The organism is Rhizobium sp. ERR 942 (assembly GCF_007828395.1).
In the GTDB taxonomy this organism is placed as follows: domain Bacteria; phylum Pseudomonadota; class Alphaproteobacteria; order Rhizobiales; family Rhizobiaceae; genus Rhizobium; species Rhizobium dioscoreae.
The window spans coordinates 465,875-492,500 of sequence record NZ_VIUA01000005.1 but is presented as its reverse complement, the minus strand read 5'-3'; the positions used below and the strand labels follow the sequence as shown (position 1 = coordinate 492,500).

The 26,626-nt window shown below is 59.6% G+C and carries 31 protein-coding genes; 12 read left to right on the top strand and 19 right to left on the bottom strand.

The window, feature by feature from the left end:
* Window positions 1-5: 5 nt before the first annotated feature.
* The gene (locus FBZ97_RS22425) at window positions 6-1,262 is read right to left on the bottom strand and encodes an MFS transporter (protein WP_145322030.1); all 1,257 of its coding nucleotides are present in this window, start codon (window positions 1,260-1,262) and stop codon (window positions 6-8) included.
* 106 nt (window positions 1,263-1,368) lie between these two features.
* Between FBZ97_RS22425 and FBZ97_RS22420 the strand changes: the two genes are divergently transcribed.
* Entirely contained in the window at window positions 1,369-1,692 is a 324-nt protein-coding gene (locus FBZ97_RS22420; RefSeq protein ID WP_113330717.1) for a YggT family protein, read from the top strand.
* Window positions 1,689-2,006 carry a DUF167 domain-containing protein gene (locus FBZ97_RS22415; protein WP_113421045.1) on the top strand — a complete coding sequence of 106 codons (318 nt, stop codon included), beginning with the start codon at window positions 1,689-1,691 and terminating at the stop codon, window positions 2,004-2,006. Before FBZ97_RS22420 ends, FBZ97_RS22415 begins: the two co-directional genes overlap by 4 nt.
* A gap of 5 nt (window positions 2,007-2,011) precedes the next feature.
* On the opposite strand, the gene ppa is transcribed toward FBZ97_RS22415, so the two are convergent.
* From ppa to FBZ97_RS22395, 4 genes are all read right to left on the bottom strand, one after another.
* Entirely contained in the window at window positions 2,012-2,548 is a 537-nt protein-coding gene (gene ppa / locus FBZ97_RS22410) for an inorganic diphosphatase (RefSeq protein WP_069613363.1), read from the bottom strand.
* A 133-nt stretch (window positions 2,549-2,681) separates the two neighbouring features.
* The gene (locus FBZ97_RS22405; RefSeq protein WP_069613362.1) at window positions 2,682-3,188 is read right to left on the bottom strand and encodes an N-acetyltransferase; all 507 of its coding nucleotides are present in this window, start codon (window positions 3,186-3,188) and stop codon (window positions 2,682-2,684) included.
* Window positions 3,189-3,388: 200 nt separating this feature from the next.
* Complete coding sequence (gene typA / locus FBZ97_RS22400; protein WP_069613361.1) at window positions 3,389-5,206, bottom strand: translational GTPase TypA; 1,818 nt, start codon at window positions 5,204-5,206, stop codon at window positions 3,389-3,391.
* A gap of 233 nt (window positions 5,207-5,439) precedes the next feature.
* Window positions 5,440-6,123, bottom strand: coding sequence for a glutathione S-transferase family protein (locus FBZ97_RS22395; protein WP_113390818.1), 684 nt, complete (start codon window positions 6,121-6,123; stop codon window positions 5,440-5,442).
* Window positions 6,124-6,213: 90 nt separating this feature from the next.
* Between FBZ97_RS22395 and FBZ97_RS22390 the strand changes: the two genes are divergently transcribed.
* Window positions 6,214-6,678 (top strand): MarR family winged helix-turn-helix transcriptional regulator, encoded by a 465-nt coding sequence (locus FBZ97_RS22390; RefSeq protein ID WP_113354445.1) that lies wholly within the window; start codon window positions 6,214-6,216, stop codon window positions 6,676-6,678.
* Between the two features lie 124 nt (window positions 6,679-6,802).
* A complete protein-coding gene (locus FBZ97_RS22385; protein WP_113354333.1) occupies window positions 6,803-7,252 on the top strand; it encodes a hypothetical protein in 450 nt (149 codons plus the stop codon).
* A gap of 42 nt (window positions 7,253-7,294) precedes the next feature.
* Here the strand turns inward: FBZ97_RS22385 and FBZ97_RS22380 are convergent, their stop codons facing one another.
* Window positions 7,295-9,358 carry a M3 family metallopeptidase gene (locus tag FBZ97_RS22380; protein WP_145322028.1) on the bottom strand — a complete coding sequence of 688 codons (2,064 nt, stop codon included), beginning with the start codon at window positions 9,356-9,358 and terminating at the stop codon, window positions 7,295-7,297.
* A 97-nt stretch (window positions 9,359-9,455) separates the two neighbouring features.
* Window positions 9,456-10,097: a LysE family translocator gene (locus tag FBZ97_RS22375; protein WP_113330723.1), complete on the bottom strand. Its 642-nt coding sequence runs from the start codon at window positions 10,095-10,097 to the stop codon at window positions 9,456-9,458.
* 160 nt (window positions 10,098-10,257) lie between these two features.
* On the opposite strand from FBZ97_RS22375, the gene FBZ97_RS22370 reads away from it, so the two are divergent.
* Window positions 10,258-10,740 carry a MarR family winged helix-turn-helix transcriptional regulator gene (locus tag FBZ97_RS22370; RefSeq protein ID WP_113354335.1) on the top strand — a complete coding sequence of 161 codons (483 nt, stop codon included), beginning with the start codon at window positions 10,258-10,260 and terminating at the stop codon, window positions 10,738-10,740.
* 73 nt (window positions 10,741-10,813) lie between these two features.
* Here the strand turns inward: FBZ97_RS22370 and FBZ97_RS22365 are convergent, their stop codons facing one another.
* The 3 genes from FBZ97_RS22365 to FBZ97_RS22355 form a co-directional block, all read right to left on the bottom strand.
* Entirely contained in the window at window positions 10,814-12,037 is a 1,224-nt protein-coding gene (locus FBZ97_RS22365) for an argininosuccinate synthase (RefSeq protein WP_069613430.1), read from the bottom strand.
* 109 nt (window positions 12,038-12,146) lie between these two features.
* On the bottom strand, window positions 12,147-12,476 hold the full coding sequence (locus FBZ97_RS22360; RefSeq protein ID WP_246661826.1) for a type II toxin-antitoxin system RelE/ParE family toxin: 330 nt from the start codon (window positions 12,474-12,476) through the stop codon (window positions 12,147-12,149).
* Window positions 12,433-12,678 (bottom strand): type II toxin-antitoxin system ParD family antitoxin, encoded by a 246-nt coding sequence (locus tag FBZ97_RS22355; protein WP_145322026.1) that lies wholly within the window; start codon window positions 12,676-12,678, stop codon window positions 12,433-12,435. Before FBZ97_RS22355 ends, FBZ97_RS22360 begins: the two co-directional genes overlap by 44 nt.
* An 85-nt stretch (window positions 12,679-12,763) precedes the next feature.
* On the opposite strand from FBZ97_RS22355, the gene FBZ97_RS22350 reads away from it, so the two are divergent.
* Window positions 12,764-13,618 (top strand): SDR family NAD(P)-dependent oxidoreductase, encoded by an 855-nt coding sequence (locus FBZ97_RS22350; protein ID WP_113354336.1) that lies wholly within the window; start codon window positions 12,764-12,766, stop codon window positions 13,616-13,618.
* 68 nt (window positions 13,619-13,686) lie between these two features.
* A complete protein-coding gene (locus FBZ97_RS22345; RefSeq protein WP_145322024.1) occupies window positions 13,687-14,328 on the top strand; it encodes a LysE family translocator in 642 nt (213 codons plus the stop codon).
* Here FBZ97_RS22345 and FBZ97_RS22340 read toward each other — a convergent pair.
* From FBZ97_RS22340 to FBZ97_RS22320, 5 genes are all read right to left on the bottom strand, one after another.
* Window positions 14,312-14,740, bottom strand: coding sequence for a hypothetical protein (locus FBZ97_RS22340; protein ID WP_113354337.1), 429 nt, complete (start codon window positions 14,738-14,740; stop codon window positions 14,312-14,314). The genes FBZ97_RS22345 and FBZ97_RS22340 overlap by 17 nt on opposite strands.
* Window positions 14,741-14,745: 5 nt before the next feature.
* Window positions 14,746-15,981: a 23S rRNA (adenine(2503)-C(2))-methyltransferase RlmN gene (gene rlmN / locus FBZ97_RS22335; protein ID WP_113354338.1), complete on the bottom strand. Its 1,236-nt coding sequence runs from the start codon at window positions 15,979-15,981 to the stop codon at window positions 14,746-14,748.
* 287 nt (window positions 15,982-16,268) lie between these two features.
* Window positions 16,269-16,817, bottom strand: a complete 549-nt coding sequence (locus tag FBZ97_RS22330; RefSeq protein ID WP_095432995.1) for an invasion associated locus B family protein — start codon at window positions 16,815-16,817, stop codon at window positions 16,269-16,271.
* A gap of 332 nt (window positions 16,818-17,149) precedes the next feature.
* On the bottom strand, window positions 17,150-17,539 hold the full coding sequence (locus FBZ97_RS22325) for a YkvA family protein (RefSeq protein WP_113330730.1): 390 nt from the start codon (window positions 17,537-17,539) through the stop codon (window positions 17,150-17,152).
* Window positions 17,540-17,605: 66 nt separating this feature from the next.
* On the bottom strand, window positions 17,606-17,911 hold the full coding sequence (locus tag FBZ97_RS22320; RefSeq protein WP_113354340.1) for a 4a-hydroxytetrahydrobiopterin dehydratase: 306 nt from the start codon (window positions 17,909-17,911) through the stop codon (window positions 17,606-17,608).
* Between the two features lie 137 nt (window positions 17,912-18,048).
* Between FBZ97_RS22320 and FBZ97_RS22315 the strand changes: the two genes are divergently transcribed.
* Window positions 18,049-18,531 carry a low molecular weight protein-tyrosine-phosphatase gene (locus tag FBZ97_RS22315; protein ID WP_113354341.1) on the top strand — a complete coding sequence of 161 codons (483 nt, stop codon included), beginning with the start codon at window positions 18,049-18,051 and terminating at the stop codon, window positions 18,529-18,531.
* Here the strand turns inward: FBZ97_RS22315 and thpR are convergent.
* Complete coding sequence (gene thpR, locus FBZ97_RS22310; RefSeq protein WP_069613347.1) at window positions 18,462-19,058, bottom strand: RNA 2',3'-cyclic phosphodiesterase; 597 nt, start codon at window positions 19,056-19,058, stop codon at window positions 18,462-18,464. The genes FBZ97_RS22315 and thpR overlap by 70 nt on opposite strands.
* Window positions 19,059-19,126: 68 nt before the next feature.
* Window positions 19,127-19,777 (bottom strand): arylesterase, encoded by a 651-nt coding sequence (locus tag FBZ97_RS22305; protein WP_113354342.1) that lies wholly within the window; start codon window positions 19,775-19,777, stop codon window positions 19,127-19,129.
* An 82-nt stretch (window positions 19,778-19,859) separates the two neighbouring features.
* Between FBZ97_RS22305 and FBZ97_RS22300 the strand changes: the two genes are divergently transcribed.
* The 4 genes from FBZ97_RS22300 to FBZ97_RS22285 all read left to right on the top strand — a co-directional run bounded on the left by FBZ97_RS22300 (window position 19,860) and on the right by FBZ97_RS22285 (window position 24,726).
* Window positions 19,860-20,570 carry an ABC transporter ATP-binding protein gene (locus FBZ97_RS22300; protein WP_113354343.1) on the top strand — a complete coding sequence of 237 codons (711 nt, stop codon included), beginning with the start codon at window positions 19,860-19,862 and terminating at the stop codon, window positions 20,568-20,570.
* Window positions 20,567-23,113 (top strand): ABC transporter permease, encoded by a 2,547-nt coding sequence (locus tag FBZ97_RS22295; RefSeq protein WP_145322022.1) that lies wholly within the window; start codon window positions 20,567-20,569, stop codon window positions 23,111-23,113. The genes FBZ97_RS22300 and FBZ97_RS22295 overlap by 4 nt, the downstream gene beginning before the upstream one ends.
* A 195-nt stretch (window positions 23,114-23,308) precedes the next feature.
* Window positions 23,309-24,049 carry a Bax inhibitor-1/YccA family protein gene (locus tag FBZ97_RS22290; RefSeq protein WP_145322020.1) on the top strand — a complete coding sequence of 247 codons (741 nt, stop codon included), beginning with the start codon at window positions 23,309-23,311 and terminating at the stop codon, window positions 24,047-24,049.
* Window positions 24,050-24,168: 119 nt separating this feature from the next.
* Window positions 24,169-24,726, top strand: coding sequence for a GNAT family N-acetyltransferase (locus tag FBZ97_RS22285; protein WP_145322018.1), 558 nt, complete (start codon window positions 24,169-24,171; stop codon window positions 24,724-24,726).
* 257 nt (window positions 24,727-24,983) lie between these two features.
* Here the strand turns inward: FBZ97_RS22285 and FBZ97_RS22280 are convergent, their stop codons facing one another.
* On the bottom strand, window positions 24,984-25,385 hold the full coding sequence (locus FBZ97_RS22280; RefSeq protein ID WP_113354346.1) for a DUF2794 domain-containing protein: 402 nt from the start codon (window positions 25,383-25,385) through the stop codon (window positions 24,984-24,986).
* A gap of 333 nt (window positions 25,386-25,718) precedes the next feature.
* Window positions 25,719-26,462, bottom strand: coding sequence for a thioredoxin family protein (locus tag FBZ97_RS22275; RefSeq protein ID WP_113330739.1), 744 nt, complete (start codon window positions 26,460-26,462; stop codon window positions 25,719-25,721).
* Window positions 26,463-26,626: the final 164 nt, after the last annotated feature.

Genomic DNA, 26,626 nt, shown 5'->3' with positions numbered 1-26,626 from the left:
AATCCTCAAGCCGGCTGCGGCTCGCCGTCACGATCAGGCGCGTTCAGGCTGTCGATGCGGCGCAGCTGCGGGAAACCTGTGGCCCAAAGGATGGCGACGGTCAGCGTGCCAAGTCCTCCGATGACAACGGCGGGAATCGCACCGAAATAATGCGCCATGGTACCGGCGCGGAATTCGCCGAGCTCGTTCGACGCACCGACGAAGACCATGTTGACGGCATTGACGCGGCCGCGCACGTGATCCGGCGTCCAGAGCGTAATCAGCGTTTCGCGGACATAGACGGAGATCAGGTCGGATGCGCCCATGATGGCCAGAGCTGTTATCGACAGCCACGGCGTATGCGAGATGCCGAAGATCAGGGTTCCCAGGCCGAACATGGCAACACCGGCAAACATGCAGATACCAGCGCGATTGCGGATAGGATAGGTTGCCAGGAAAAGGCCCATGGCGATCGCGCCGAAGCTTGGCGCCGCGCGCAGCATGCCGAGACCCCAGGGCCTGAGCGTCAGGATATCGCGCGCATAGATGGGCATCAGCGCGACCGCGCCGCCGAACAGCACGGCGAAAAGATCGAGCGAGACGGCACCGAGCACCACTTTTTCCGACCAGATGAAACGGAAGCCGGCGAGCATCTCGCTCAGGCTTCGCCGCTCATGCGCAACCCGCTGCTGCGGTTTCGGGATCAGAAAGGTCAGCACCGAGCCGGCCGCAAAGAAAAGCACGGCAACAGTATAGGCGACATTGGCACCGACGCCGTAAAGCAGGCCGCCGGCAACAGGACCGAGGATGGCGGCCGCATCCCACGACATCGAGTTCCAGGTGATCGCGTTCGTCAGGTCTTCGGGCGGGATCAGATTGGGCGCAAGCGACTGCATGGCCGGCGTCATGAAGGCGCGTTCTATGCCGAAGACCGTGAGGATCAGAAATACCGGCAGCGGCGCGAAGGTGCCAGATACGGTCAGGAACAGCAGGGCAGCCGCACAAAGGGTGCCGACGAAAATGCAGATCGCGGAAATCCGCCGCCTGTTGTAGCGGTCCGCAACCGTGCCCGTCACCAGGATCAGCAACAGCGACGGCAGGAACTGCACGAGACCGATGAGACCGAGATAGATCGGTTGGCCGGTGTGCTCATACATCTGCCAGCCGACGGAGACGCTGACGACCTGCGTGGCAAAGGCCGTCAAAAACCGCGCGAAGAAAAAATAAATATAGGCAACGTGCCTGAAGGCGGCAAACCGGTCTCCGCTGACAGCGAACGACATGGAACGAGACTTTCCGACCTGGCCGCTAGCGCAAATGCCGGCCTTTTAAACATGATTCAACATGCTTCGGAGCATGGGACTTGCCCGTTTAGTCGCCAATGTCTACATGTCTGTCAACCGCGAATTGGAGACGGATATGCTCGCCTTATTTCAAACCATTGATCTGGCTTTGAATCTTTATACCTGGATCTTGATCGCCAGCGCCATCTTTTCCTGGCTCTATGCGTTCAACGTCATCAATTCGAGCAATCAATTCGTCAACTCCGTCGGCAACTTCCTTTATGCGGTTACCGAGCCGGCCCTACGCCCGATCCGCCGCATTCTGCCTGACCTCGGCGGCATCGATATCTCGCCGGTCATCCTGCTGCTCATCATCTTCTTCATCCGCTCGCTGATGTGGAATTCGATCGTCCCCATGTTCCTGCGGTGAGCAAAGCCTGGCAGACCTTTCCGGATCACGTCAGGCTTTCCGTGCGGCTCACGCCCAATGGCGGGCGTGATGCGCTCGATGGGTTGGAAACGGGCGCCGACGGCGAATGCTATTTGAAGGCGCGCGTTTCGGCAGCACCCGAAAAAGGCAAGGCCAACAAGGCGCTGATCGCCCTGCTTTCAAAGAGCCTCGGCATTCCCAAATCCACGCTTGCCCTTATCGGCCGCGACACCGCACGCAAAAAAATCCTCCGGATCGAGGGCGAACCGGAGGATTTGATAAAGAGGCTTTGCGCCGCCACTGAAGGTGGTTGATTAGATCAAGCCTTGGTGTTCTTGGCACGCTCGATGGCTTCGACGATGAGTTCGCCAGCTTCCTTCGAACCCTTCCAGCCGAAGATCTTGACCCATTTGCCGGGCTCCAGATCCTTGTAGTGCTCGAAGAAGTGCTCGATCTGCTTCAGAGTGATCTCGGGTAGGTCGGTATATTCCTTAACCTTGTCATAGCGCATGGTCAGCTTCGGCGCGGGAACGGCGATAATCTTCTCGTCCTTGCCGGAATTGTCTTCCATCATCAGCACGCCGATCGGGCGAACGTTGATGACGCAGCCCGGAACCAGCGGGCGGGTGTTGGCGATCAGCACGTCGATCGGGTCGCCGTCGTCGGAGAGCGTATGCGGAACGAAGCCGTAATTGCCCGGATAGGTCATCGGCGTGTAGAGGAAACGGTCGACGACCAGCGTGCCGGCCTCCTTGTCCATTTCATACTTGATCGGATGACCGCCGACCGGCACTTCAACAATGACGTTGACGTCTTCGGGCGGGTTCTTGCCAATGGAAATCGCGTCGATACGCATGCTTGTCCCCTAGATAAGGATGGTTGCCGCCAGCCAAATAATCGGTTTCATGCCGCAACGCAACAACGCATCGGGAAAGAGGCGGATTTACTGCATGATTCCTTAAATCGGAATCGATGCGCTACAGCGCCGCTCAAGGCCAGACGAAGCCGATCTTGCGCAGCTGCCTGTGATCGAAGGTTTCGATGCCCTCACAGAAATCCGCACCGCCCTGCCCGCGATAGAAGCGGTAGGCGTTCTCGTTTTCCTCGAGGCACCAGACGACCAGCCCCTTGCAGCCAAGCGACTTCAACAGCCTGCGCGCCTCGCCGAACAGCATGCGCCCGAGGCCGAGGCCCTGATATTGCGGGCGCAGATAGAGTTCGTAGATCTCGCCTTCCTGGGGCAGTGCGCGGGCGCGATTGAGGCCGAGCGTGGCATAGCCTGCGATCTCACCGGCGACATCCAGAACCAGCAGCGTCGCGGGGCCACTTGTCGCCTTGCGCCACCAGGCTTCGCCACGACGCTCGATCATCTGGCCAAGGGCGCGATGCGGAATGATGCCGGCATAGGTGTACTGCCACGACTGGCGGTGCACCTCTGAAATGGCTCGGGCATCATGGGGTTCTGCCCGCCGAACATCAATCGACAACGTCTTCATAACGTCTACTCTGGTCTTACCGATGCGAATTAACCATCCTCATTCATAAAGATGGCAGACTTGCCCACAGGCTTTATCCGTGGATCGTCAACAAAAATTAACGGTTTTTTAACCTTTAGGACAAGGGCTCAAAAACCGAACATACAAATAAAAACCCCGGCATGAAGGCCGGGGTCGAATGCATTGCTCGGTTAGGATGATCAGGCCAGACGCGCCTTCTCGTAACGCTTGCGCTCGTTCGGATCGAGATACATCTTGCGGAGGCGGATCGACTTCGGCGTCACTTCCACCAGCTCGTCGTCCTGGATCCAGGAAAGCGCGCGGTCGAGCGTCATGCGGATCGGCGGCGTCAGCTTCACGGCTTCGTCCTTGCCGGCGGCGCGGATGTTGGTGAGCTTCTTGCCCTTCAGCACGTTGACTTCAAGGTCGTTGTCGCGCGAGTGGATGCCGATGATCATACCGGCATAGACCTTCTCGCCGGCGTCGATGATCATCGGGCCGCGGTCTTCCAGGTTGAACAGGGCGTAGGCGACGGCTTCGCCGGCTTCATTGGCGAGCAGCACGCCGTTCACGCGGCCACCGATCTCACCCTTGTAGGGCTGGTAGTCGTGGAACAGGCGGTTCATGACGGCCGTGCCGCGCGTGTCGGTCAGGAGTTCCGACTGATAGCCGATGAGGCCGCGGGTCGGCGCCAGGAAGACGAGACGGACGCGATTGCCGCCAGAAGGCCGCAGCTCGGACATTTCAGCCTTACGCTCGGACATCTTCTGCACGACAATGCCGGAATGCTCTTCATCGACGTCGATGACGACTTCTTCGATCGGCTCGAGCAGCTGGCCGTTCTCATCCTTGTGCATGACGACGCGCGGGCGCGACACGGCAAGCTCGAAGCCTTCGCGGCGCATGGTTTCGATCAGAACTGCGAGCTGCAATTCGCCGCGGCCCGAAACGTAGAATGAATCCTTGCCTTCGGCTTCCTCGATCTTCAGCGCGACGTTGCCTTCTGCTTCCTTGAAAAGGCGATCGCGGATGACGCGCGAGGTGACCTTGTCGCCTTCGGTGCCCGCATAGGGGCTATCGTTGACGATGAAGGACATGGTGACGGTCGGCGGGTCGATCGGCTGCGCGACCAGCGGCTCGCTGACCTGCGGGTCGCAGAAGGTGTCGGCAACCGTGCCCTTGGAAAGGCCGGCGATGGCGACGATGTCGCCTGCCTGCGCTTCTTCGATTGGCTGACGCTCGATGCCGCGGAAGGCGAGGATCTTCGAGATACGGCCGGTTTCGATGAGGTTGCCGTCGGCACCCAGAACCTTGACAGCCTGGTTCGGCTTGATCGAGCCGGAGTGAATGCGGCCGGTGATGATGCGACCGAGGAAGGGGTTGGCTTCCAGGATCGTGCCGATCATGCGGAACGGACCTTCGCCAACGGTCGGCTCGGGAACGTGCTTGACCACGAGGTCGAGCAGCGGGCCGAGGCCTTCTTCCTTGGGGCCATCAGGCGAATAGTTCATCCAGCCGTTACGGCCGGAACCGTAGAGGATCGGGAAATCGAGCTGTTCGTCGGTGGCGTCGAGATTGGCGAAGAGATCGAAGACTTCGTTGATGACTTCGTCTGCGCGGGCATCCGGGCGGTCGATCTTGTTGATCGCAACGATCGGGCGCAGGCCGACCTTGAGCGCCTTGCCGACGACGAACTTGGTCTGCGGCATCGGGCCTTCGGCAGCATCGACGAGAACGATCGCGCCATCCACCATCGAGAGAATGCGCTCGACTTCACCGCCGAAATCGGCGTGGCCGGGGGTGTCGACGATGTTGATGCGCGTGTCCTTCCAGACAACTGACGTCGCCTTGGCAAGAATGGTGATGCCGCGCTCCTTTTCCAGATCGTTCGAGTCCATGACGCGTTCGGCAACGCGCTGGTTCTCGCGGAACGAGCCGGATTGCTTCAGGAGCTCGTCGACGAGGGTGGTTTTCCCATGGTCAACGTGCGCGATGATCGCGATGTTGCGAAGTGCCATATGTCTTAATCTCTGAGGCTGGGGCGCAGTGTTTCAGTAACACGCCAATTGCATTTGGCGCGCTCATACCCTTTTTTTCGCGAATGCGAAAGGGGGGAGGCAAGAAAGCGGCTGAATGCCGGCTTTTCGTGCCTCACACATCAGTCTTACACGCTCAGACAGGCGCACTCTTTTCTACCACGTCGCCAGTTCAGATGCACGCAATCGCCTCGATCGGGATTTGCGCAATCCCGTCAGGCGGCATGTTTCAGTAAGAACGCATCATGATTGAGCAGGAAAGCCTTCAGGCGCTCGGGATAGTCGTGCGTCACCGCGCCTCGCACGCTTTGCCGCGACGCCAGCTCTGTGCGCCATGCCTTGACACGCGGTAGGCCGTCAAAAACGCCGGTCGATGTGATGGTGTCGAACACATCGAAGTAACGGAAGATCGGCGCAAAAACTGCATCGACGAGGCTGAATGCCTGTCCGGCAAAAAAGGGACCGTTTCCCAATTCCGCCTCGACACGAGCAAATTTATCGATCAGCGCCTTACGCTTGGCCTCATAGGTTCCTTCGTCCCTGGCGGTCTCGAATCCCCACAAATCTGAAAGAATGGAAGAGCCGAATTCCGTCCAGCCGCGATGGCGGGCACGCGTGAGCGGATCTGCCGGGTGAAGCCGAGCGCCGGGTTGGGTTTCCTCGAGATATTCGCAGATCACCGCGCTTTCGAACAAAACCGTTTCCACTCCGTCCTCCTGCCGCACGATCAGCAGCGGAACTTTGCCGAGCGGGGAAATAGCCAGAAACCAGTCGGGCTTTGCCGACAGGTCGACATAGCGGATCTCAAATGGCACGGCCTTTTCAGCAAGTGTGATGGCTGCTCGCTGGACGTAGGGGCAAAGGTAATGGCTGATAAGGACCAGTTTTGCGTCGGACACGATCAAATCTCCTGGGTCGAGTTCAAGATAGATGTAATTGCATCTATATCCAGGCTTGCCAGCCCGGTCAACATAGATGTAATTGCATCCATGTCCGATTGTTCAGATGCTACCCCTTTAAAGCCCTCCGCCGCAGTGACGCGAGCATGGGTACGCCTCATGCGCACCCAACAGATCGTCCTTGCGGCGATCGAGCAGGATTTGAAGTTAGCCGGCCTGCCGTCCCTCGGCTGGTACGACGTTCTATGGGAGCTGACGCAGGCCACCGAAGGAAAGTTGCGCCCCTACGAGATCGAGGAGCGTACGCTCCTCGCCCAGCATAATCTCTCCCGCCTTCTCGACCGGATGGAAAAGGCCGGTCTTGTTCATCGCGAAATATTTTCCGAGGACGGCCGAGGCCGCTGGGTCGTTATCACCGAAGCGGGAAGTGCCATGCGCAGCCGCATGTGGGCAGTCTATGCCTCGGCACTTCAACGCCATGTGGGCGATAAGCTGGACGATGCGCAAGCCGATCAGCTGGCTGGGCTGCTAGCTGTGCTTGCGCGCAAGTCCTGACCGACAGGCAAAACCGATCCAGACCAAACGCGGTCACATATATCGGGGGTAAGCTGGCCTTCGGGCTACTGATATGCCAATTTCACCCCGCCCGAAAAACAACTGCCAGCTCGCCGAGGCGCCCATGTTTAAGATCCTGTATCAGGGCGATCTTTTTGCCGATTACTTCCAGATATATCTGCGTGACGAAGCCCATCCCGACCTACCGGATAATTACACGGATGAGTCGCTGGCGCGTCGCCTTACCGTCGCACCCTACGCAATCATCCTCCATACAGCGCGCAATATGACCGTGCCAGTCAGCGTCGAATGGCACAATCAACGCCCTGCTGCTGAGCTGGACGCTGAAAAGCATGTAGTCGAAGCCGAGTTCGACTGCCCCTCAGGCCAGCTCGTACTGGCCGGATTGACTGATTACGAACCAGACGCTCCCCGCCTTCCAGTAAAAGCGGGACCGCTCGGCGTGCGCGTTAGCATATTCGGCCTCGATACCCTTAGCGAAGACGGGCTCGACGGGGATGATTGCTATCTTGTGCGGCTTTGGCCCAAGGCTAATAACAGACGGCAGGGCTAGCTGAAGCATCCGGCATCCGGGAATTCGTGTCCGGCCGTTAAATCAGGCCGCCAGCCCCTTCTTCTTCAGCATCGCATCCGGGCTCGGCAGCTTGCCGCGGAAAGCCTTATAGGCATCTTCCGGATCGATCGAGCCGCCGATGGAATAGATGTTGGCCTTCAATTTTTCCGCCATGTCCGGATTGAAGGCATCGCCGGTTTCCTCGAAGGCGGCGAAGGCATCGGCGTCGAGCACTTCCGACCACATGTAGGAATAGTAGCCGGCCGAATAGCCGTCGCCGGAAAACACATGCTGGAAATGGGGCGTCGCATGGCGCATGACGATGGATTTCGGCATGCCGATCTCTGCAAGCACCTGCGCTTGCACCGCCATCGGATCCTCGACGACGCCGCGCGTATGGAATGCCATGTCGACCAATGCCGAAGAGGTGAATTCGACCGTGTTGAAGCCGGCATTGAAGGTGCGGGCCGCCAGAACCTTGTCGAGCAGTGCCTGCGGGATCGGCGCGCCGGTCTCGTAGTGGACGGCATATTCCTTGAGGATTGCGGGCACAGTCAGCCAGTGTTCGTAGAGCTGCGATGGCAGTTCGACGAAGTCGCGGGAAACACCTGTGCCCGAAACCGAGGGATAGGTGACGTTCGAAAGCATGCCGTGCAGCGCATGGCCGAACTCGTGGAACAGCGTGCGGGCATCGTCGAGCGACAGCAGCGCCGGTCGGCCTTCCGCCGGCTTGGCGAAGTTGCAGACATTATAGATGATCGGCAGTTCGCCGACATGGCCGTTCTTCAGCGGCAGCTTGTGCTGCGACTGGAAGGAGCTCATCCAGGCGCCGGAGCGCTTCGAGCTGCGGGCGAAGTAATCGCCGAGAAAGAGGGCGACGAGCTTGTCGGAGCGGTCGCGGATTTCGAAGACGCGCACATCGGGGTGGTAGGCGGGAACGCCCTTCTGCTCGACAGCCTTGATGCCGAACAGGCGCCCGGCGACATCGAAACAGGCGGCAATGATCTTTTCGAGCTGCAGATAGGGCTTCAGCTCGGTTTCGGAGAAATCGAACTTCCGGGTCCGGATCTTCTCGGCATAGTGCCGCCAATCCCAGGGCATGACCTCATGGTTGCGGCCTTCCTCGGCGATCAGCGCCGCAATATCCCTTTCTTCCTCTGCTGCGCGCGTGGCCGCCTTCGCCCACACGGTCATCAGGAGATCGTTCACCGCATCAGGCGTCTTCGCCATGGTATTATCAAGCTTGAGTTCGGCGAAATTGGCATAGCCGAGCAGCTTCGCTTTCTCTGCTCTCAGTGCCAGAGTCTCGCGAATGATCTCACGATTGTCGGTCTTGCCGCCATTGGCGCCACGCGCCACCCAGGCACTGAAGGCCTGCTCGCGCAGATCGCGGCGCTCGGAAGACGTCAGGAACGGCTCGATGATCGAGCGCGACAGGGTGACGGCATACTTGCCCTCCTCGCCGCGTTCGCGCGCAGCCGCTGCCATTGCCTCGCGCAAATAGTCGGGAAGACCGGCAAGATCGGCCTCTTCCGACAAAAGCAGCGCCCAGCTCTTTTCATCCGCCAGGACGTTCTGTCCGAATTGCGCGCCGAGGCCGGCAAGCTTCTCGTTGATGGCGGACAGGCGCTCCTGCTCAGGCTTCGGCAGCTTGGCACCGGCCTTGACGAAGCCCTTCCAGTGCCGCTCCAGAACGCGGGTTTCTTCCAGCGTCAGCCCAAGCGCGTCGCGACCCTCCCAAAGCGCATCGAGACGGGCAAAAAGCGCCGCGTTCGTGCCGATCTTCGAATAATGCCGCGCCACCTTCGGCGCGATCTCGCGCTCCAGCGCCTGGATGGTCTCGTTCGTATGCGCACCCGCCTTGTTCCAGAAGAGCGCCGAGATGCGCGACAGCTCGTCGCCAGCGATCTCCAGCGCCGTCACCGTGTTGGCGAAGGTCGGCGCCTCGCTATTGCCGGCAATCGCATCGATCTCGGCCTCATGCGATATAAGCGCCGCATCGAAGGCAGGTGCAAAATCCGTATCCTTTACCGCATCGAAACGCGGCAGCCCCTGATGTCCGGTCCATTCGGTGAGCGCGGGATTGACGGCGGTAAGGGAAGACATGCGGGGCATCCTTTCGACAGACATCTAACCGAAGCACGATATAAGGCTAGCCCCGCCGAATTGGTATGGCGAGGGGCGAACAAATTGATGAGCGGGATCAGGCCTTGCGCCAGCCGAGCAGGCCGGGTGTGGCATGCCAGAGCGCCTGTGCCGCAAAACCCATGAAAAGCACGCCGGAGCAGCGCACGATCAGCCGCTCATGCGCGCGATAGAAGCGCCGAACAGCGCCTGCGCCGATAATGCTGATGAGAATAATGTCGGCTGTTATGAACCCAGCAAAGGATACTGTCAGCAGCAGCGGCAGGGCACTGAAGGTCAATGCGCCGGCAGAGCCCGCGACAAGCGCCGTAAAGGTCGCCAGCGCAACGGGATATCCCTTCGGATTGGTGACGCCGAAGATCAGGCCGCGACGGAACGGGCGGTCGACATTGACGAGCGCCTTGCCGTCACCCTTCGGCTTGGCGGTCACGGCACTCCAGCCAATCCAAGCGAGATAGAAGCCGCACAGCAAACCGAGCAGATCGAAGACGAAGGTGCCGATGGTCTTGGCGCCGACGATGGCGACCAAAGCCAGCGTCGACCAGACGAGATCGCCGAGCAGATGGCCACTGACGAAGAATGCACCCGCCTTGCGGCCCTGGCCGGCACCTATGCCGAGGAGTGCCAGAAAGGCAGGACCGGGAATAAGCACATAGAAAAGCGCGGCGAGGAAGGCGCCGACAACGAGCGATTGCGTCATGATGAGTGATCCCGCTGGTGATCGCGCGAGAGTAGCAATCTGTGGAAGCCGGTCAAGCAGCTGGCCGTTTTAAGTTCCAGGAAGCCGTTGTGTTCGTGGGATGAAATCAATAAGAACGTAGTGGGGCCCAAAAACAAAGAGCGTAGGTAGGGAAGCGCTTATGAACAGCAGGATTAATACGGATTCGCTCGCCTTTCTTGTGAGCGATTGCGCCCGACTGATCAGGGCGGCCTTCGAGCGACGCATTCTTGTCGCTGGGCTCGGGCTGACGGCGGGTGAAGCACGGACGCTGATGCAGGTCGCCGCCATCAATGGCAGCCGCCAACTCGACATCGCCTCCCGGATGGGGCTGGAGCCGATGACGGTCAGCGCCTTTCTGGACAAGCTGCAGGCACGCGGCTTGATCGAACGCCAGCCGGACCCGCTCGATCGCCGCGCCAAGCGGATCGTGCTTTCGGAATCTGCCGACGCGAAGCTCCGGCAGATCGACCGTGAAGTCTGCGAAGTCGAGCGCAATGCGACGCAGGGCTTTGGCGAGGATCTTCAAATGCAACTACATGATGCGCTCTGCGCTTTCCGCAGCAATCTTCAGAAGGCCGAAGCACCTGCAGAAGTCGAACGGGAGTTGAGGCCGGTGGATTAATTCCAGACCGCCATCCTGGAAAAAGGAAGCCCGCCTCCGGCGATCGGAAGCGGGCCATTTCTCATTTCATACCTTACTTCGACAGGTTGCGCTTGGCGAGCGTGCGCAGGCGCAGCGCGTTCAACTTGATGAAGCCGGCCGCATCCTTTTGGTCGTAGGCGCCCTGGTCGTCTTCGAAGGTGACCAGCTTGTCGGAATAAAGCGATTTCGGGCTTTCGCGGCCGATGACCATGACATTGCCCTTGTAGAGCTTCAGCGTCACTTCGCCTTCGACATGTTCCTGGCTCTTGTCGATGAGCGCCTGCAGCATCTCACGCTCCGGCGAGAACCAGAAGCCGTAATAGATCAACTCGGCATAGCGCGGCATCAGCTCGTCCTTGAGGTGCGCGGCACCGCGATCGAGCGTGATGGATTCGATGGCGCGATGGGCCGCGAGCAGGATCGTGCCGCCGGGGGTCTCGTAGACGCCACGGGACTTCATGCCGACGAAACGGTTCTCGACGAGATCAAGACGGCCGATGCCGTTGTCGCGGCCATACTCGTTCAGCTTCGCAAGCAAGGTCGCCGGGCTCAGGCGCTCGCCATTGATCGAAACGGCATCACCCTTTTCGAAGCCGATCTTGATGATGGTGGCCTTGTCGGGAGCGGCTTCCGGCGAGATCGTGCGCATGTGCACATATTCCGGCGCTTCCTGCGCCGGGTTTTCCAGAACCTTGCCTTCGGAAGAGGAGTGCAGAAGGTTGGCGTCGACGGAGAAAGGCGCTTCACCCTTCTTGTCCTTGGCAACCGGAATCTGGTGCTTCTCGGCGAATTCGAGGAGGTCGGTACGGCTCTTGAACGACCAGTCGCGCCATGGTGCAATGATCTTGATATCCGGGTTCAGCGCATAGGCCGAAAGCTCGAAGCGAACCTGGTCATTGCCCTTGCCGGTCGCGCCGTGGGCGATGGCATCGGCGCCGGTCTTCCTGGCGATCTCGATCAGGTGCTTGGAGATCAGCGGACGGGCAATCGAGGTGCCGAGCAGGTAGACGCCTTCATAGACGGCATTGGCGCGGAACATCGGGAAGACGAAATCGCGCACGAATTCCTCGCGCACATCCTCGATATAGATTTCCTTGATGCCGAGCATTTCGGCCTTCTTGCGCGCCGGCTCCAGCTCTTCGCCCTGGCCGAGATCGGCGGTGAAGGTGACCACTTCGGCGCCGAGCTCCGTCTGCAGCCACTTCAGGATAATCGAGGTGTCGAGACCGCCGGAATAGGCGAGAACGACTTTCTTCACGTCTTTATGTGATGCCATGATGAGTTCCGTTTCGAGGCGGGCCAGGGGAAAGGCCCGCAAAGCTGTATCGCGGAACTTTTAGCGAGATTATCGTGCGGCGCAAGGGGAAGCGCGAGCGGGACGTTTCTCAGAGATGAGCGCCGATGTTCATTCGCTGATGCAGGATGCGGATGATCGTGACCATTTGAGCGACATCTTTATAGATGATAAAATGTGAGCCGGAGGCGAGAGCGAGACAATCTGGTTTGATACCGCTGATCTTGCGGCCGCGTGCGATGCCCTTCACCAAATCATGACAACGATCACGCAGAGCGAAGACATAATCCTCCGCTTGCTCGTAACTCCATTTTTCCTCGTATAGTCGTAGATTTGATCGATGTCGGACGTTGCTTTCGGCGAGAAGACCAATTTCTTCATCGCTGATTGCGCAACTTTCTCTTTCCTTCGATAAATTCATTGAAGTCAAACTCCTCCGGTTCGCCCGAGGCCTCGCCTTCGGCGATCGCCGCCGCAATCGCCTCTATTTCCGCCCGGCTGCGCAATAATTTAAGCGCGGCGTCAATGACCTCGCTCGGCGAATCGTAATTGCCGTGGCTGATCTGCTCGCCGATTAACGCATCCATCTGCTCGTCGATCTCTACGGACACATGCTTTGTCACTGGCGTGACCTCCGGCGGTTTGACTTGATTGCCGAAAGTACCATATTCGGCGGCGACCGAACAATGCCTGAGGAGGGCGCCGCTCGTGACCGATATTCAAGACATTTTCAAGAAATCCAATGTTGCCGTCATCACCGGAGGTGCATCCGGCATCGGTTTTGCCGCAGCAAAACATTTCGCCTCGCTGGGCATGAGCGTCGTTATCGCCGACCTCGGGGGCGACCGACTGGCGGAGGCGAGCGCGGAACTCAAGATGATTGCAGGCGAAGAGCATGTCATGGCCATCGAGACCGATGTCGCCAGCAAAGACGCGCTGGAAGCGCTGGAGCGCGCAGTCCTGCAGCGTTTCGGCCGCGTACATGTGCTGATGAACAATGCGGGCATTGGCCCGCAAACCTCGATCTTCAGCGCCCAGGCCGGCTGGGATGCGATCCTCGGCGTCAACCTGCTTGGCGTGATCAACGGCACGCGCGTCTTCGGGCCGGGCATGATCGCCCATGGCGAACCTGGCATCATCATCAACACCGGCTCGAAGCAGGGCATCACCACCCCTCCCGGCAACCCCGCCTACAATGTCTCGAAGGCCGGCGTGAAGGTCTTCACCGAAGCGCTTCAGCATGAGCTGCGCAATACAGAAGGCGCCAAGATTTCAGCCCATCTCCTCATCCCCGGCTTCGTCTTCACTGGTCTCACCAAGGGCGAACGCACGGAAAAGCCGGCCGGCGCCTGGACGCCCGAGCAGACGGTCGACTTCATGGTCGAAAGCCTGAAGCGCGGCGATTTCTACATTCTCTGCCCGGACAATGACGTCGCCCGCCCGGTCGATGAACGCCGCATGCTCTGGGCGGCCGGCGATATCGTCGAGAACCGCCCGCCGCTGTCGCGCTGGCATCCCGACTATGCCGATCAATTCAGGGCATTCCTTGAAAAGAAGGATTGATTTGCTTTCCCCCGAAAGCCGGATAAGAACACCCCAAGCACCATCATCCGGCTTTCGGAGCGACTTTCATGGATTTCATACCCAGCCTGCCGACCCTTCTTGCCTTTTCGGCAGCGAGCCTTTTGCTGGCGATGACGCCCGGTCCCGACATGACGCTGTCGATCAGCCGCGCTCTCGCACAGGGAAAGAAGGCAGCGCTGTTTGTCGTGCTCGGCACCACCCTCGGCGTCGTCGTCCATACCTGCCTGGTGGCTTTCGGCATTTCGGCGCTGATTACGGCTTCGCCCGTTGCCTTCACGGTGCTGAAGACTGGAGGCGCTGCCTATCTGCTGTGGCTGGCAATCCAGGCGATCCGTTTCGGTTCCAGCCTATCGGTCAAGAAGGTCGATACCATCGGCGGAACACCGCTTGCAAACATCTCCAACGGCTTTTGGGTCAACCTGCTGAACCCGAAGGTCATCATCTTCTTCATGACCTTTCTGCCGCAGTTCGTTACATCAGGCGATCCTGCCGTCACACACAAGCTGCTCTTCCTCGGCTTCTTCTTCATCGTTATCGGCATGCCGGTCAACATGCTCGTCGTTCTTGCCGCGGACGGCCTGTCGTCCTGGCTGCAACGGAATCGCGGCATAATGCGCGGCCTGGACTACACCTTCGCCAGCGTCTTCTCGATTTTCGCGGTGAAAATCTTCTTCACTCAGGCTCGTTGAAACCGGACCACTGCCCCGCAAACCTGCCGGCAATCCACCAGTAAACCGTGGCGCTAGCCATGCCCAGGAATGCGAAGCAGACCGCGACGGTGATCAGATTGAGGGTCTGCGGCCTTTCCATGCCGCCCGAAATTAGGACGGACGCGACTGCCGATAGGGTCGCGCCGAAAATTGCATAGCCATACCATTGACGCATGCCGCGCCATTCGAGAATGGGGATAACCACCAGAGACGGCAGGATGCTGACGACCATCGCGACCTTGGTGAGCGCAATGGTCAGAACGAAAAGCTCGGGCGCCGCGGTCTCCGGCACGGTCCAGACGGCGGCGCAGGCGAGCACGAAGCCCATGAGAGCGCAAGCGGCGAAATAGCCCCACAAGAGGCGCATCGGCTTGCGCAGTCCAAGGAGCATCGATCTCAGTCCTCGCCGTGATTGGCGATCATCATGGCTTCGAAGGCCAATCGCTCCGTCTTGCGCATGCGCTCGGATTCCGACTTCAGCTGACCGCAAGCGGCGAGAATATCGCGGCCCCGCGGCGTGCGGATCGGTGAGGCATAGCCGGCCGAATTGATAAAATCGGCGAACTTCTCGATCTGCTCCCAGTCCGAACACTGGTAGTTGGTGCCGGGCCAGGGATTGAACGGGATCAGGTTGATCTTGGCCGGAATGCCCTTCAGCAGCTGGATCAGACCCTTCGCGTCCTCGAGACTGTCGTTGACGCCCTTCAGCATCACATATTCGAAGGTGATGCGCCGTGCATTCGACAGGCCCGGATAGGCCCGGCAGGCGTCCATCAGTTCCTTCAGTGGATACTTCTTGTTGATCGGCACCAGCATGTCGCGCAGGTCGTCGCGTACGGCATGCAGCGAGATCGCCAGCATGACGCCGATCTCTTCGCCGGTGCGATAGATTTCCGGCACGACGCCTGATGTGGAGAGCGTGATGCGGCGCTTGGAGAGCGACAGGCCATCGCCGTCGGAGGCGATCAGCAGCGCCGTCTTGACGCTGTCGAAATTGTAGAGCGGCTCGCCCATGCCCATCATGACGATATTGCTGACCTTTCGGCCTTCGGCGGGCATGATCGTCCCTTGCGGCGCTTCGCGGTCCGGGAAATCGCCGAGCCGGTCGCGCGCCAGGAGCAGCTGCGACAGGATCTCTTCCGCCGTCAGATTGCGCACCAGGCGCTGCGTACCGGTATGACAGAAGGAACAGGTGAGCGAACAGCCGACCTGGCTGGAAATGCAGAGCGTGCCGCGGCCCTCTTCCGGAATATAGACGGTTTCCACCTCGACCGGCCGGCCAGCGCCGCGCGGCGGGAAGCGCAGCAGCCATTTCCGGGTGCCGTCATTGGAAACCTGCTCCTCGACGATCTCGGGACGCGCGATGGTGAAATGCGCCTTCAGCATTTCGCGCATGTCCTTCGACACATTGGCCATGGCGTCGAAATCGGAGACGCCACGCACATAGATCCAGTTCCAAAGCTGGCTGACACGCATCTTGATCTGCTTGTCGGCAACGCCCTTTTCCTTGAGCGCCGCACCCATCTCTTCGCGTGTCATGCCGATCAGCGACGGCTTCGGCGAAAGCTCGACGGGCTGCGATACCGGCATCGGCTTGAGCCTGGAGGGGGGCATGACATCGGTGGCGGACATAGGATCGTTCCAACGGTTCACATCGGCGATGCCGCAAAAGCTGACGAAAGCTGCGGATGCGGGCAAGGCACGGAAATCTGAAGATTCATACGGTGGCGGGGCAAGCTATCTGCCGCACACCTATCGTTGGCGCGGCCTTTAGCATTAATTTCCGCCCGCGTCATCCCTTTCCCTCAAAAGCAAGGGTTGGTCTTCAAAAACAAAAGGCCGGTCGACTTGACCGGCCTTGCTCATTGCGGTCGCGGCAGCAGGAAGATCACATTTGCGTGATCCTTCGGCCCTCGATCTTATTTGCAGTTTTCGATCTGCTTCAGCGCAGCCGTCACACCCTTCAATGAATAGGTGTAGGAAGTGGCAGTACCCTTCTTTGAGGTTGCCGAAACCTTCAACGAATGGCCGGATTTCAGCGCCGCGACCAGTGCCGGCTCCTGCGCGGCGTTCTCCACCCACGCGGCCTTGTCCTTGGTGAACATCACGAAGGTCTTGTTGTCGATGGTGACGTTGACCTTCGAGTTGTCCTTGAGGGGATAGCCCATCATCGCCTGCGGTTCATAAGAGATGTTCTGGCCCGGACGCTGCGACACGATGAAGAAATTGTCGCCATGGTCAATGCCCGTCGGCGGCGCCTTGGCCGTCGGCACAGAAAGAACGTAACATACTTTGCCGCCGGCGGACTGGTAGGAATAGGCACCCCAGGCGTCGAACTGCTGAATGCGCGTCGGAGCCGCCGGCGCTGCTGGCGCCGCTGCCTGCGTCTGCTTCTTGGTCTGCGCGGACGCTATGCCGGTTCCAGCCAGAACGAGCGAGAGGGCGATTGCGAAGCTTTTTACAAACATGGTTTCCTGCCGATTTCTTGCGGTCCAGAGCTCATGGCGATTCGTTTGACGCACGCCTGTGCTCGTGAGCTGCCTTATTTTGACTTTATTCAGGTTACCAAACCGTCAACGGAGCGCTGCCGCCACCGGCTCCGTGCCATTTCAATCCAGTTATCGCGCAAAGCTTGAAACGCATCAGAAGGAATTGGAAAACCCGGATGATGAAGTACCACCCTGCAGCTTCGATTTAAGACAGAAAGATTCGGGCAAGAATTTGACCTCGCTAAAATCAGGGAGGTCTCATAAATCTCTGGAAACCCGAGAGGATTCAGATCGGCTCCGCAAAACAAGCATCAGGCGGTCTTCATAGACTCGGGCTCGTTCTCCAGCGCGCGATCGGCGGCGTCGTAATGTTCCTGGCGGATATGGCCCCTGATCATGCTGAAGGCGAGCGTCAGCACCGCGACGTCATCGGAAAAGCCGATGACGGCAAAGAAATCGGGGATAATATCGACCGGCATGACAAAATAGCCGAGCGCCGCCAGCAATATGCCGCGAACACGCGTCGGTGTCTGCGGGTCGAGTGCGCAATAGAAGGCGGCCACGACGTCGCGGGAAAAGGGAATATGGCGAGCCGCCTTCCGCAAGGTCGGCCAGAATTTTCTGCGCACCGATTTCTCCTGCTCTTTTTGGGTCTCTTCGTCACCAGGCATCAGGATTTCCCCGTACTTGATGTCATCCATTCCATTCACCTCAATCGAGGCCCGTCGGCCGGGCCGTGTAAACATATGGTGATCGCCTGCCGTGATTCAATCGATCCGGCGCGCGGCCGCCTTCTCCATCGCCTTCGCCAGCTTGACGTCATGATCGGTCAGGCCGCCGGCATCGTGTGTCGTCAGCTTCACCTCGACGCGGGAATAGACGTTGAACCATTCCGGATGGTGGTTGAATTTTTCCGCGGCAAGGGCGGCTTCCGTCATGAAGCCGAAGGCCTCGACGAAGTTGCGGAACTTGAAGGTCTTCGAAATCGAAAGGCCGTCATCCGCAAGCGCCCAACCTCCAAGCTCCGCAAGATTTTCATCGATTGCCGCGCGGTCAAGTCTGTCGTATTTCATGGCAAGTCACTCCTCTCTAAAGCAATTCCAGGAAAACTGCGTAGCGGTTTTTCCGTCCGGAATTGCGTAAAAGCAAAAGGATAGAGCGTTTTCGCATTTGGAAGAAAAGCGGAAAGCTCTGGCGGTTGAACGATAGCATGGATCGTCACAGGATACTTTTCGTCTGCGCCGGCAATATCTGCCGGTCGCCCCTCGCCGAAGGCATATTCAGGCATCTGGCAAGCAAGGCCGGCCGTGGCGGTGAATTCGACATCGATTCGGCCGGCACCGGCGGCTGGCATCAGGGAGAGCGCCCCGATCGCCGCTCGATCGCGGTTGCAGCTGGCCACGGAATCAATATCACAGACCAGCGCGCGCGGCGCATAGCGTCAGCCGATTTCGGCAAGTTCGACCTTATCCTGGCAATGGATCAAGACAATTTGAAGAACTTGCGCAAGTCGGCGCCTGCCGATGCGCTCGGCAAGCTGCATCTCTTCAATGCCCTGGCGCTCGGAAGCAACAAGGACATCCCCGATCCCTACTATGGCGACCGCGAGGATTTCGAAGCCGTCTATACCATGCTTTTGGCAGGCTGCAGCGCGCTGTTACCTAAAGCCGGGAAAGTGCTGCGGGGCTCGTGAAGCGGGAATATCTCTTCGGTGAGATAGGGACCGCCACCGACCGATTCGCGCGAGGACAGAAGCACGAAGCGCCCGACCGTAAACGGAGCGGTGTAGAAATTGCCGCGACCGGAGAGATAATGCACCACGTCGTCGACCCGCGAGGACTTCAGCCTGGCGAGCGTCACATGCGGCGTGAACTTGCGGGGGTCCGGCTGCAGGCCGATGCGCTGGCAGATGCGCTCGATCTCGCCTTGCAGCGCGAACATATCCGGTGTCTGCGAGACCCCGGCCCAAACCGAATGCGGTTTCTTGGACCCGAAGGAACCGATGCCCTCCAGCCGAAGCTGGAATTCAGGCCGATCTATCCGGTCGAGACGGTCGACGATCTCATCCGCAGTGCGGCCATCGACATCGCCGATGAAGCGCAAGGTAATGTGATAATTTTCAACGTCGATCCACCTGGCTCCCGGGAGACCACCGCGCAACAATGACAGGCTCATGGCCGCATTGCGCGGAATTTCGAGGGCGGTAAAAAGTCTCGGCATGACGAGCACTCCCCGAATCTCTTGCAGGTATAGGTAGGGAATCACGCATTTGCAGTCGGTGCAAGCATCTATTTCGCACCTGCGTCAATCGTCCCTACAAAACTGATAACAGCCGGCAACATATGCTCGACCATCACATCGACCCCCTTGGAGTTCGGATGCATCCCGTCCGAAAGCTGCAAATCCGCATGCGTGGCGACGCCATCGAGGAAGAACGGATAGAGCGGAAGCTGATATTTGTCGGCCAGCCGCCTATAGATCGGGTTGAATTTATCGGCATAGTCCGGTCCCATGTTCGGCGGCGCCAGCATGCCGACGAGAAGCATCGGGATCTTTCTGTCCTTCAACCGTTCGATCATGGTCTCGAGGTTCTTTTCCGTCTGCTCCGGCGGAATGCCGCGCAGCGCGTCGTTGGCGCCGAGTTCCAGGATCACGCCATCCGTGCCGTCCGGCACCGACCAGTCGATACGCGAAAGGCCGCCGGAGGTCGTATCTCCCGAAACACCGGCATCGGCAACCGCCACATCCAAACCCTTGGCCTTCAGCGCCGCCTCAAGCTTGGCGGGAAAGCCGTCGCCCGGCGGCAGTTGATAGCCCGCCATCAGGCTATCGCCGAAGCCGACCAGCTGAATGGTGCGTGCATCGGCGGCATGAACTACGCCAAACAAAAGACCGAAAGTGATGACAGCGAAGTGAAGCGCAGCAACTTTAAAACCCATGATCCATTTCCTAAATTCGCTGCTCGGGCCAAGTCGCGCCCGCCATTGTCTCTGATGTTCTCTGATATATAGGGCGTTCGCATTGGCAAAAACCATCATCGAGCTGAAGAAGGCGGATTTGACACTCGGCAATGCCGCCGCCTCCGTCCACGTGCTGAAGGGCATCGATCTCACCGTCATGGAGGGTGAGGCCGTCGGCATCGTCGGCCCCTCCGGCTCCGGCAAGTCCACGCTGCTGATGGTGCTGGCCGGCCTCGAAAAGCTCGACAGCGGCGAACTTCTGATCCGCGACACGCCGCTGCATAGCCTCAGCGAAGATCGCATCGCCGATTTCCGCGGACGCAATATCGGCATCGTCTTTCAGTCTTTCCATCTCATCGCCAACATGACGGCGCTCGAAAACGTCGCCGTGCCGCTGGAGCTTGCCAACGTCCGCGATGCGTTCGATATCGCCCGTCGCGAACTGGAAGCCGTCGGCTTGGGCGAGAGGCTCAATCACTATCCCGGCCAGCTTTCCGGCGGCGAGCAGCAGCGCGTCGCTATTGCCCGCGCGCTGGCGCCTTCGCCCGCCGTCCTCATCGCCGACGAACCGACGGGCAATCTCGACACCGATACCGGCCGGCAGATCGCCGATCTGCTCTTTGCCCAGCAGGCCGAACGCGGCACGACCATGTTGCTCGTCACCCATGATCCCGCCCTTGCCGCCCGTTGCTCGCGCCAGATCCGCGTCCGTTCCGGCGAGATCGAGAACGACAGCATGCGCACGCGCGCCAACCAGGCGGCGATTGCATGAGCGCGGCGGGACTGCGCCTGCCGCTTGCCTTCCGCCTTGCCATGCGCGAATTGCGCGGCGGCCTTGGCGGTTTCTACATCTTCCTCGCCTGCATAGCGCTAGGCACCGGCGCAATTGCCGCCGTTAATTCCGTTTCCCGCTCGATTACCGACGCAATCTCGACGCAGGGCCAGTCACTGCTGGCGGGCGACGCCCGCTTCGAACTGCGCAACCGCGAGGCAACTCCAGAGGAATTCGCCTATCTCCAAAGCTTAGGGAAAGTTTCCCGTTCCACCGGCTTGCGCTCCATGTCGCGCCTGCCCGATGGTTCGGACCAGGCACTCGTCGAAGTCAAGGCGGTCGACGATGCCTATCCGCTCTACGGCAGATTCGAGGCGGAACCGGACCAGCCGCTCGCAACGCTGCTTGCAGCCAAGGATGGCACCTATGGCGCTGTTGTCGCTCCCCTGCTGCTCGAACGCCTGAACCTCAAGATCGGCGACGCTCTGCTGCTTGGAAACACCAAGCTGCGCATTACTGGCACCGTTGAAAGCGAGCCAGATGCGGTATCTGAAGGCTTTGGCTTCGCGCCGCGCCTGCTCACGAGCCGCAATGCCCTGATTGCTTCCGGCCTGATCACGACAGGCAGCTTGGTCGAACAGGCATACCGAATCCGCATGGACAATCCCGCGGCCGGCATCCGCAATCTCACCGAGCGCGCCAATGCCGCCTTTCCGCAGGCGGGCTGGTCGATCCGCAGCAGCGATCGCGCAGCACCCCAGCTTGCCGACAATGTCACCCGCTTCTCGCAGTTCCTGACGCTCGTCGGCCTCGCAGCGCTCATCGTCGGCGGCGTCGGCGTTGCCAATGCCGTGCGCGCCTTCCTCGATTCCAAGCGCACGACCATCGCCACCTTCAAGTGCCTGGGCGCTCCGGCCTTCGTCGTTGTGCTGATCTATCTCATCCAGATCGCCGTGATTGCACTCGCTGGCATAGCAATTGGCCTCGTCCTCGGCGCTATCGCGCCGATGATCGCTTCGCAATTCATGGCGGAATTCCTACCGATTTCAACCGCACCGAGGCTTTACCCCGGCGCATTGACGCTGGCTGCTCTCTTCGGCCTGCTGACGACACTGGCCTTTGCCATTCCGCCGCTCGGCCATGCCCGCGAAGTGCCGGCGACGGCGCTGTTTCGCGAGCAGGGCTTCGAAGCGCGACGCCTGCCCGGCTGGCCCTATCTCCTGGCTGCCGGTGTCCTGATGGCGGCACTTGCAGCCCTGGCGATCGTCACCGCCTATGACCGCTTCATCGCAGTCGTCTTCGTCGTCTCGATCGCTGGCGCTTTCGTCGTGCTGCGCCTGGTGGCAGCCCTGCTCTCCTGGCTTGCCCGCCGCAGCCCGCGCGTGCGCTCGCCCGCGCTGCGCCTCGCGATCGGCAACATTCATCGGCCGGGCGCGCTCACCTCCTCCGTCGTGCTGTCGCTCGGCCTTGGGCTGGCGCTGCTGGTGACCTTGACACTGATCGACGGGAATATGCGCCGCGAGCTGATGGGAAGCATGAGCGAACAGGCGCCGAACTTCTTCTTCGTCGATATTCAGGGGCCGGAACTGGAAGGCTTCCGCAAGATCGTCCTCGACATCGACCCCAAGGGCAAGCTTGTCGAGGCGCCAATGCTCCGCGGCCGGATCGTCGCCTTCAACGGCGAGGATGTCACCAAAATGAAGGTGCCGGCCGCAGGCCAATGGGTGCTGCGCGGCGACCGCGGCATCACCTATGCCGATACAGTGCCGGAAAACGCCTCGGTCACGGAAGGCAAATGGTGGGACAAGGATTATAGCGGCGAACCGCTGGTCTCCTTTTCCGAAGAGGAGGGCAAGGCGCTCGGCCTGAAGCTCGGCGACAAGGTCACCGTCAACGTGCTTGGCCGCAACGTCACCGCCAGGATCGCCAGCTTCCGCAAGGTTCAATGGCAATCGCTGTCGATCAATTTCGTGATGATCTTCTCGCCCAACACCTTCAGGGGCGCTCCGCACGCCTGGCTCGCGACCCTGACCGACACTTCCGCCACCTCGGAACAGGAAGCGGCGATCCTGAGGAAAGTCACCAATACCTATCCGACCATCACAAGCGTCCGCGTCAAGGATGCGCTCGATGTCGTCAACACGCTCGTGGGACAGCTGGCGACGGCCATTCGTTCCGCCGCATCTGTCGCACTCATCGCCTCGGTGCTGGTGCTGGCCGGTGCACTCGCGGCCGGCAACCGCGCCCGCACGCATGACGCCGTCATCCTCAAGACGCTCGGCGCGACGCGGGCAACATTGATCCGTGCCTTCAGCTACGAATATCTGATCCTGGGCGCCGCAACCGCCATCTTCGCGCTGATCGCCGGCTCCGCATCCGCCTGGTACATCGTCAGCCGTATCATGCGGCTCCCTTCTGCCTTCCTGCCCGATGTCGCTTTCTCCACGCTGGTTATCGCGCTGATTTTGACGGTCGGTATAGGCTTGATCGGTACTTGGCGGATTCTCGGGCAGAAAGCAGCGCCTGTTCTGCGCGAGCTCTGATTCGTTACGGAGACGAACCGGAAACGGGCAAAACAGCTCGATATTACATCGATTTAACATGCGCCGGATCGCTTGACCCTTGTGTATGAGGCCCGAAAGCCTCATATTCTGTGCAGGCATGCTGAGCTCCGCAGCGGCGCCTGGGCCTTGAAAGACCCGACACCGTAATCAAATCGGAGCTTGAAAGAGGAAAACATGGCTGACTTTCGCAATTACCAAAACCGGGCGCAGAGCGGTGCGCAATCCGGTGCGATGATAGACGAGGGCCTTCGAGCCTACATGCTCAAGGTCTATAACCTGATGGCGCTGGGTCTGGCGATCACGGGTGTTGCCGCCTATCTCTCCTTCTCGCTCGCTTTCGCAAACGGACAGATCACGGCCTTCGGCCAGGCGATCTATCTGAGCCCGCTGAAGTGGGTGGTCATTCTCGCCCCGCTGGCGATGGTGTTCTTCCTGATGGCTCGGGTTAACCGCATGAGCGTGGCCGCCGCGACGACGACCTTCTGGGTCTACGCCGCGCTGGTGGGCCTTTCGCTGTCGTCGATCTTCATCATCTACACCGGACAGAGCGTCGTGCAGACCTTCTTCGTGACCGCCGCCTCCTTCGGCGCGCTGTCGCTCTTCGGCTACACGACGAAGCGTGATCTGTCGGCGATGGGCTCGTTCCTGATGATGGGTCTCTTCGGCCTGATCATCGCGGCGCTCGTCAACATCTTCCTGGCTTCGTCCGCGCTGCAGTTCGCCATCTCCGTGATCGGCGTCCTGATCTTCGCAGGCCTCACCGCCTGGGATACGCAGCGGATCAAGGAAATGTACTACGAAGCCGACGACGTGACCGTGGCGGGCCGCAAGGCGATCATGGGCGCCCTGTCGCTGTACCTCGACTTCATCAACCTGTTCATGTTCCTGCTGCAATTCATGGGCAACCGCCGTTAATCGCACAGCATGATTGAGACATGAAAAGGCGGTCTCGGCCGCCTTTTTTATTTGCTTGGGCAGACGCCCTGCGATTTGATGGCCACCGTCGCAAATTCGCAGATCAGGCAATAGAAACAATGTCCGTCAGCCTCCGCAGTGCAACCCTAGACGACCTTCCCCACATCACCGCCATCTACAGAGATTCCGTTCTGAACGGCACGGCAAGCTATGAAATCACGCCGCCGAACCAGGAGGAAATGACGGCCAGGTTCGAGGCAATTCGTAACAAGGGCTATCCCTATCTGGTCGCCGAAGACGATACCGGCGCATTTCTCGGCTATGCCTATGCCTCCGCGTTCCGCACGCGGCCGGCCTATCGCTGGATGGTGGAGGATTCGATCTATCTGGCACCCGAGGCGCGTGGTCGCGGCATCGGCAGACTGCTGCTCCATGCCCTGGTGGAAAACTGCCAGACGCTCGGCTTCCGCCAGATGATCGCCGTCATCGGCGGCGCCCACCCCGCCTCCATCGCCGTACATCGCGCGGCAGGCTTTGCCGAAGTGGGGCTGCTCAAGGGTACCGGCTACAAGCATGGCCGATGGCTGGATACCATGCTGATGCAGAAGGCGCTCGGGGACGGCGCGGAGAGCGATCCGGATCCATCGGTCTATCCTGGGACATTGTTTGGGGGGTAGTGTCGAGCTGCCTTTATGCCGAACCTCTGATACCCCCCTCTGTCAGCTTCGCTGACATCTCCCCCACAAGGGGGGAGATTGTTGAGAGCTTGCCGCACATCTTTTCAAACCAATGGCCCGAAGTTCTGCAGCTTCGATCTTCACTGTGGGCAGATGCGTGCCACAAGCTAGCAATCTCCCCCCTTGTGGGGGAGATGTCCCGATAGGGACAGAGGGGGTGTGGCACTATCAGCCAGCACACAGCCAACGACGAGAAACTACTTCTCCACCAGCTTCAGCTGCTTGTCGAAAACCTTCAACACTTGGTTCAGGTCATGACCGCGTTTCAGGATCATGCCGTTGGTATTGACGACAGAAAAAGCGCCCTGCTTGGCTGAAAGCTTCGGATTCTTTTCGATGCGGAAGAGCGGCATTTCGCCGGAGCGTTTGAAGACGGAGAAAACCGCCTTGTCCTTCAAATGGTCGATGGCGTAGTCGCGCCACTCGCCCTCGCCGACCATGCGGCCATAGATCCAGAGAATCGCATCAAGCTCCCGGCGATGAAAGGTCACCGGCAGCGGGTCCTTGCTCTGTTTGTATTCTCTGAGATCAACGACGACGGATGAATTGGTATCGACGGAACGGCTTTCACCGTGTCTCAAATCCGGCTGATCAGTCATCAATCCCCCAGGGGCTATCTCATGACAGGAGAATGACAGTTTGCCTCAGCCGCATCAAATTGCAAGACGGCTGACGGCTCACAATTTCTTTCCCGGCTGTGAAAGCACCTCGTCAACGCCGCATTTCAGACAAAACGACGCCCAATTTACAGGAAGTATAGGCAGCCGTTTGGCGCCGCCGCGTCAAACGGCCCGGCCGGGGTGCATCGATTAAACCCCAGCCCCGAATGCGTCCTCGCCGGGCACCCCCCTTTTTGGCGCCAGCCAAAATAGGGACCCCTTTTAGCATCAGCTCAAAATGGAAGACCTCCGGCAAAGCTGGAAAAATCGCGTTCAGCCGTCCGAGCCTACCGTCAGAACAGTCGCCCCGAGAATGGCAGCCGGATCGCCTGAAGATGTCGACGACTGCAGCAGAATCGCAAGGCCTCGCCGGCCAGCCTTATCCAGCACGGTAGACGGCAGCACGAGGCTCATGGCCTTGCCGTCCCACATGCCGACTGTTTCGACATCGGATACCGCGTGCATATAGGCAATCTGCTGGCCGTTGTTTTCGCCGCCTTTCGGCGCCACCATCTGCTCCTTGTCGAAATAGACGGCAACGACATTCGCCTTGCCCTGCCCAGCGCCGATCTTGATCTCGAGCTCGTCACCCTTCATGGCAGCACTGACCGGAACCGTCAGCCCCTCGCCAAGGCGCTGAAAATCATCAAGTTTGACGTTAATGGCATCGAGATCGGCACCGTTCATGTGATCTCTGCCATTGACGATCGCTTGCGGCGTATAGACGCCGCTGCGCCCCATCGTACGGGCATAGGCATATTGGCGCGCCGTATTGTCCTTGGATGCCATCGTGTCGTTCCAGCCGAGATAGTTCCAATAATCGACGTGATAGGCGAGCGCCACGACATTGCCCTGGCGGATCAGCTTACGGAAGGCAGCATCGGCGGGAGGACAGGAAGCGCAACCCTGCGAGGTGAAGAGTTCGACGACGCCCTTGATCTTCGGAGCCTCCTGCGCATGCAGCGAACTTGCGAGCCCAATGCCTGCCAGAAGTGGAGCCAAAAATCGAAGGCGCATTCTATCTTACCTCTGCATCCAATCTCGAGCGCCGTCTGCCTACACGGGCTCTGCAAAACTCGCGCTTCTTGGGGCGACCAGGCCACATCAAGCCCGAAAAATCTGAAACAAGAGATAATAGTTTAACGCGATGACGCAAAGTCACGATGGGGTGAGGCCGGAGT

Coding starts and splice junctions, on each gene's coding strand:
- FBZ97_RS22425 (WP_145322030.1), bottom strand. CDS start 1,262: ATGTCGTTCGCTGTCAGCGGAGACCGGTTTGCCGCCTTCAGGCACGTT.
- FBZ97_RS22420 (WP_113330717.1), top strand. CDS start 1,369: ATGTCTGTCAACCGCGAATTGGAGACGGATATGCTCGCCTTATTTCAA.
- ppa (WP_069613363.1), bottom strand. CDS start 2,548: ATGCGTATCGACGCGATTTCCATTGGCAAGAACCCGCCCGAAGACGTC.
- FBZ97_RS22405 (WP_069613362.1), bottom strand. CDS start 3,188: ATGAAGACGTTGTCGATTGATGTTCGGCGGGCAGAACCCCATGATGCC.
- typA (WP_069613361.1), bottom strand. CDS start 5,206: ATGGCACTTCGCAACATCGCGATCATCGCGCACGTTGACCATGGGAAA.
- FBZ97_RS22390 (WP_113354445.1), top strand. CDS start 6,214: ATGTCCGATTGTTCAGATGCTACCCCTTTAAAGCCCTCCGCCGCAGTG.
- FBZ97_RS22385 (WP_113354333.1), top strand. CDS start 6,803: ATGTTTAAGATCCTGTATCAGGGCGATCTTTTTGCCGATTACTTCCAG.
- FBZ97_RS22380 (WP_145322028.1), bottom strand. CDS start 9,358: ATGTCTTCCCTTACCGCCGTCAATCCCGCGCTCACCGAATGGACCGGA.
- FBZ97_RS22375 (WP_113330723.1), bottom strand. CDS start 10,097: ATGACGCAATCGCTCGTTGTCGGCGCCTTCCTCGCCGCGCTTTTCTAT.
- FBZ97_RS22370 (WP_113354335.1), top strand. CDS start 10,258: ATGAACAGCAGGATTAATACGGATTCGCTCGCCTTTCTTGTGAGCGAT.
- FBZ97_RS22365 (WP_069613430.1), bottom strand. CDS start 12,037: ATGGCATCACATAAAGACGTGAAGAAAGTCGTTCTCGCCTATTCCGGC.
- FBZ97_RS22360 (WP_246661826.1), bottom strand. CDS start 12,476: ATGAATTTATCGAAGGAAAGAGAAAGTTGCGCAATCAGCGATGAAGAA.
- FBZ97_RS22345 (WP_145322024.1), top strand. CDS start 13,687: ATGGATTTCATACCCAGCCTGCCGACCCTTCTTGCCTTTTCGGCAGCG.
- FBZ97_RS22340 (WP_113354337.1), bottom strand. CDS start 14,740: ATGCTCCTTGGACTGCGCAAGCCGATGCGCCTCTTGTGGGGCTATTTC.
- rlmN (WP_113354338.1), bottom strand. CDS start 15,981: ATGTCCGCCACCGATGTCATGCCCCCCTCCAGGCTCAAGCCGATGCCG.
- FBZ97_RS22330 (WP_095432995.1), bottom strand. CDS start 16,817: ATGTTTGTAAAAAGCTTCGCAATCGCCCTCTCGCTCGTTCTGGCTGGA.
- FBZ97_RS22325 (WP_113330730.1), bottom strand. CDS start 17,539: ATGGATGACATCAAGTACGGGGAAATCCTGATGCCTGGTGACGAAGAG.
- FBZ97_RS22320 (WP_113354340.1), bottom strand. CDS start 17,911: ATGAAATACGACAGACTTGACCGCGCGGCAATCGATGAAAATCTTGCG.
- FBZ97_RS22315 (WP_113354341.1), top strand. CDS start 18,049: ATGGATCGTCACAGGATACTTTTCGTCTGCGCCGGCAATATCTGCCGG.
- thpR (WP_069613347.1), bottom strand. CDS start 19,058: ATGCCGAGACTTTTTACCGCCCTCGAAATTCCGCGCAATGCGGCCATG.
- FBZ97_RS22305 (WP_113354342.1), bottom strand. CDS start 19,777: ATGGGTTTTAAAGTTGCTGCGCTTCACTTCGCTGTCATCACTTTCGGT.
- FBZ97_RS22295 (WP_145322022.1), top strand. CDS start 20,567: ATGAGCGCGGCGGGACTGCGCCTGCCGCTTGCCTTCCGCCTTGCCATG.
- FBZ97_RS22290 (WP_145322020.1), top strand. CDS start 23,309: ATGGCTGACTTTCGCAATTACCAAAACCGGGCGCAGAGCGGTGCGCAA.
- FBZ97_RS22285 (WP_145322018.1), top strand. CDS start 24,169: ATGTCCGTCAGCCTCCGCAGTGCAACCCTAGACGACCTTCCCCACATC.
- FBZ97_RS22280 (WP_113354346.1), bottom strand. CDS start 25,385: ATGACTGATCAGCCGGATTTGAGACACGGTGAAAGCCGTTCCGTCGAT.
- FBZ97_RS22275 (WP_113330739.1), bottom strand. CDS start 26,462: ATGCGCCTTCGATTTTTGGCTCCACTTCTGGCAGGCATTGGGCTCGCA.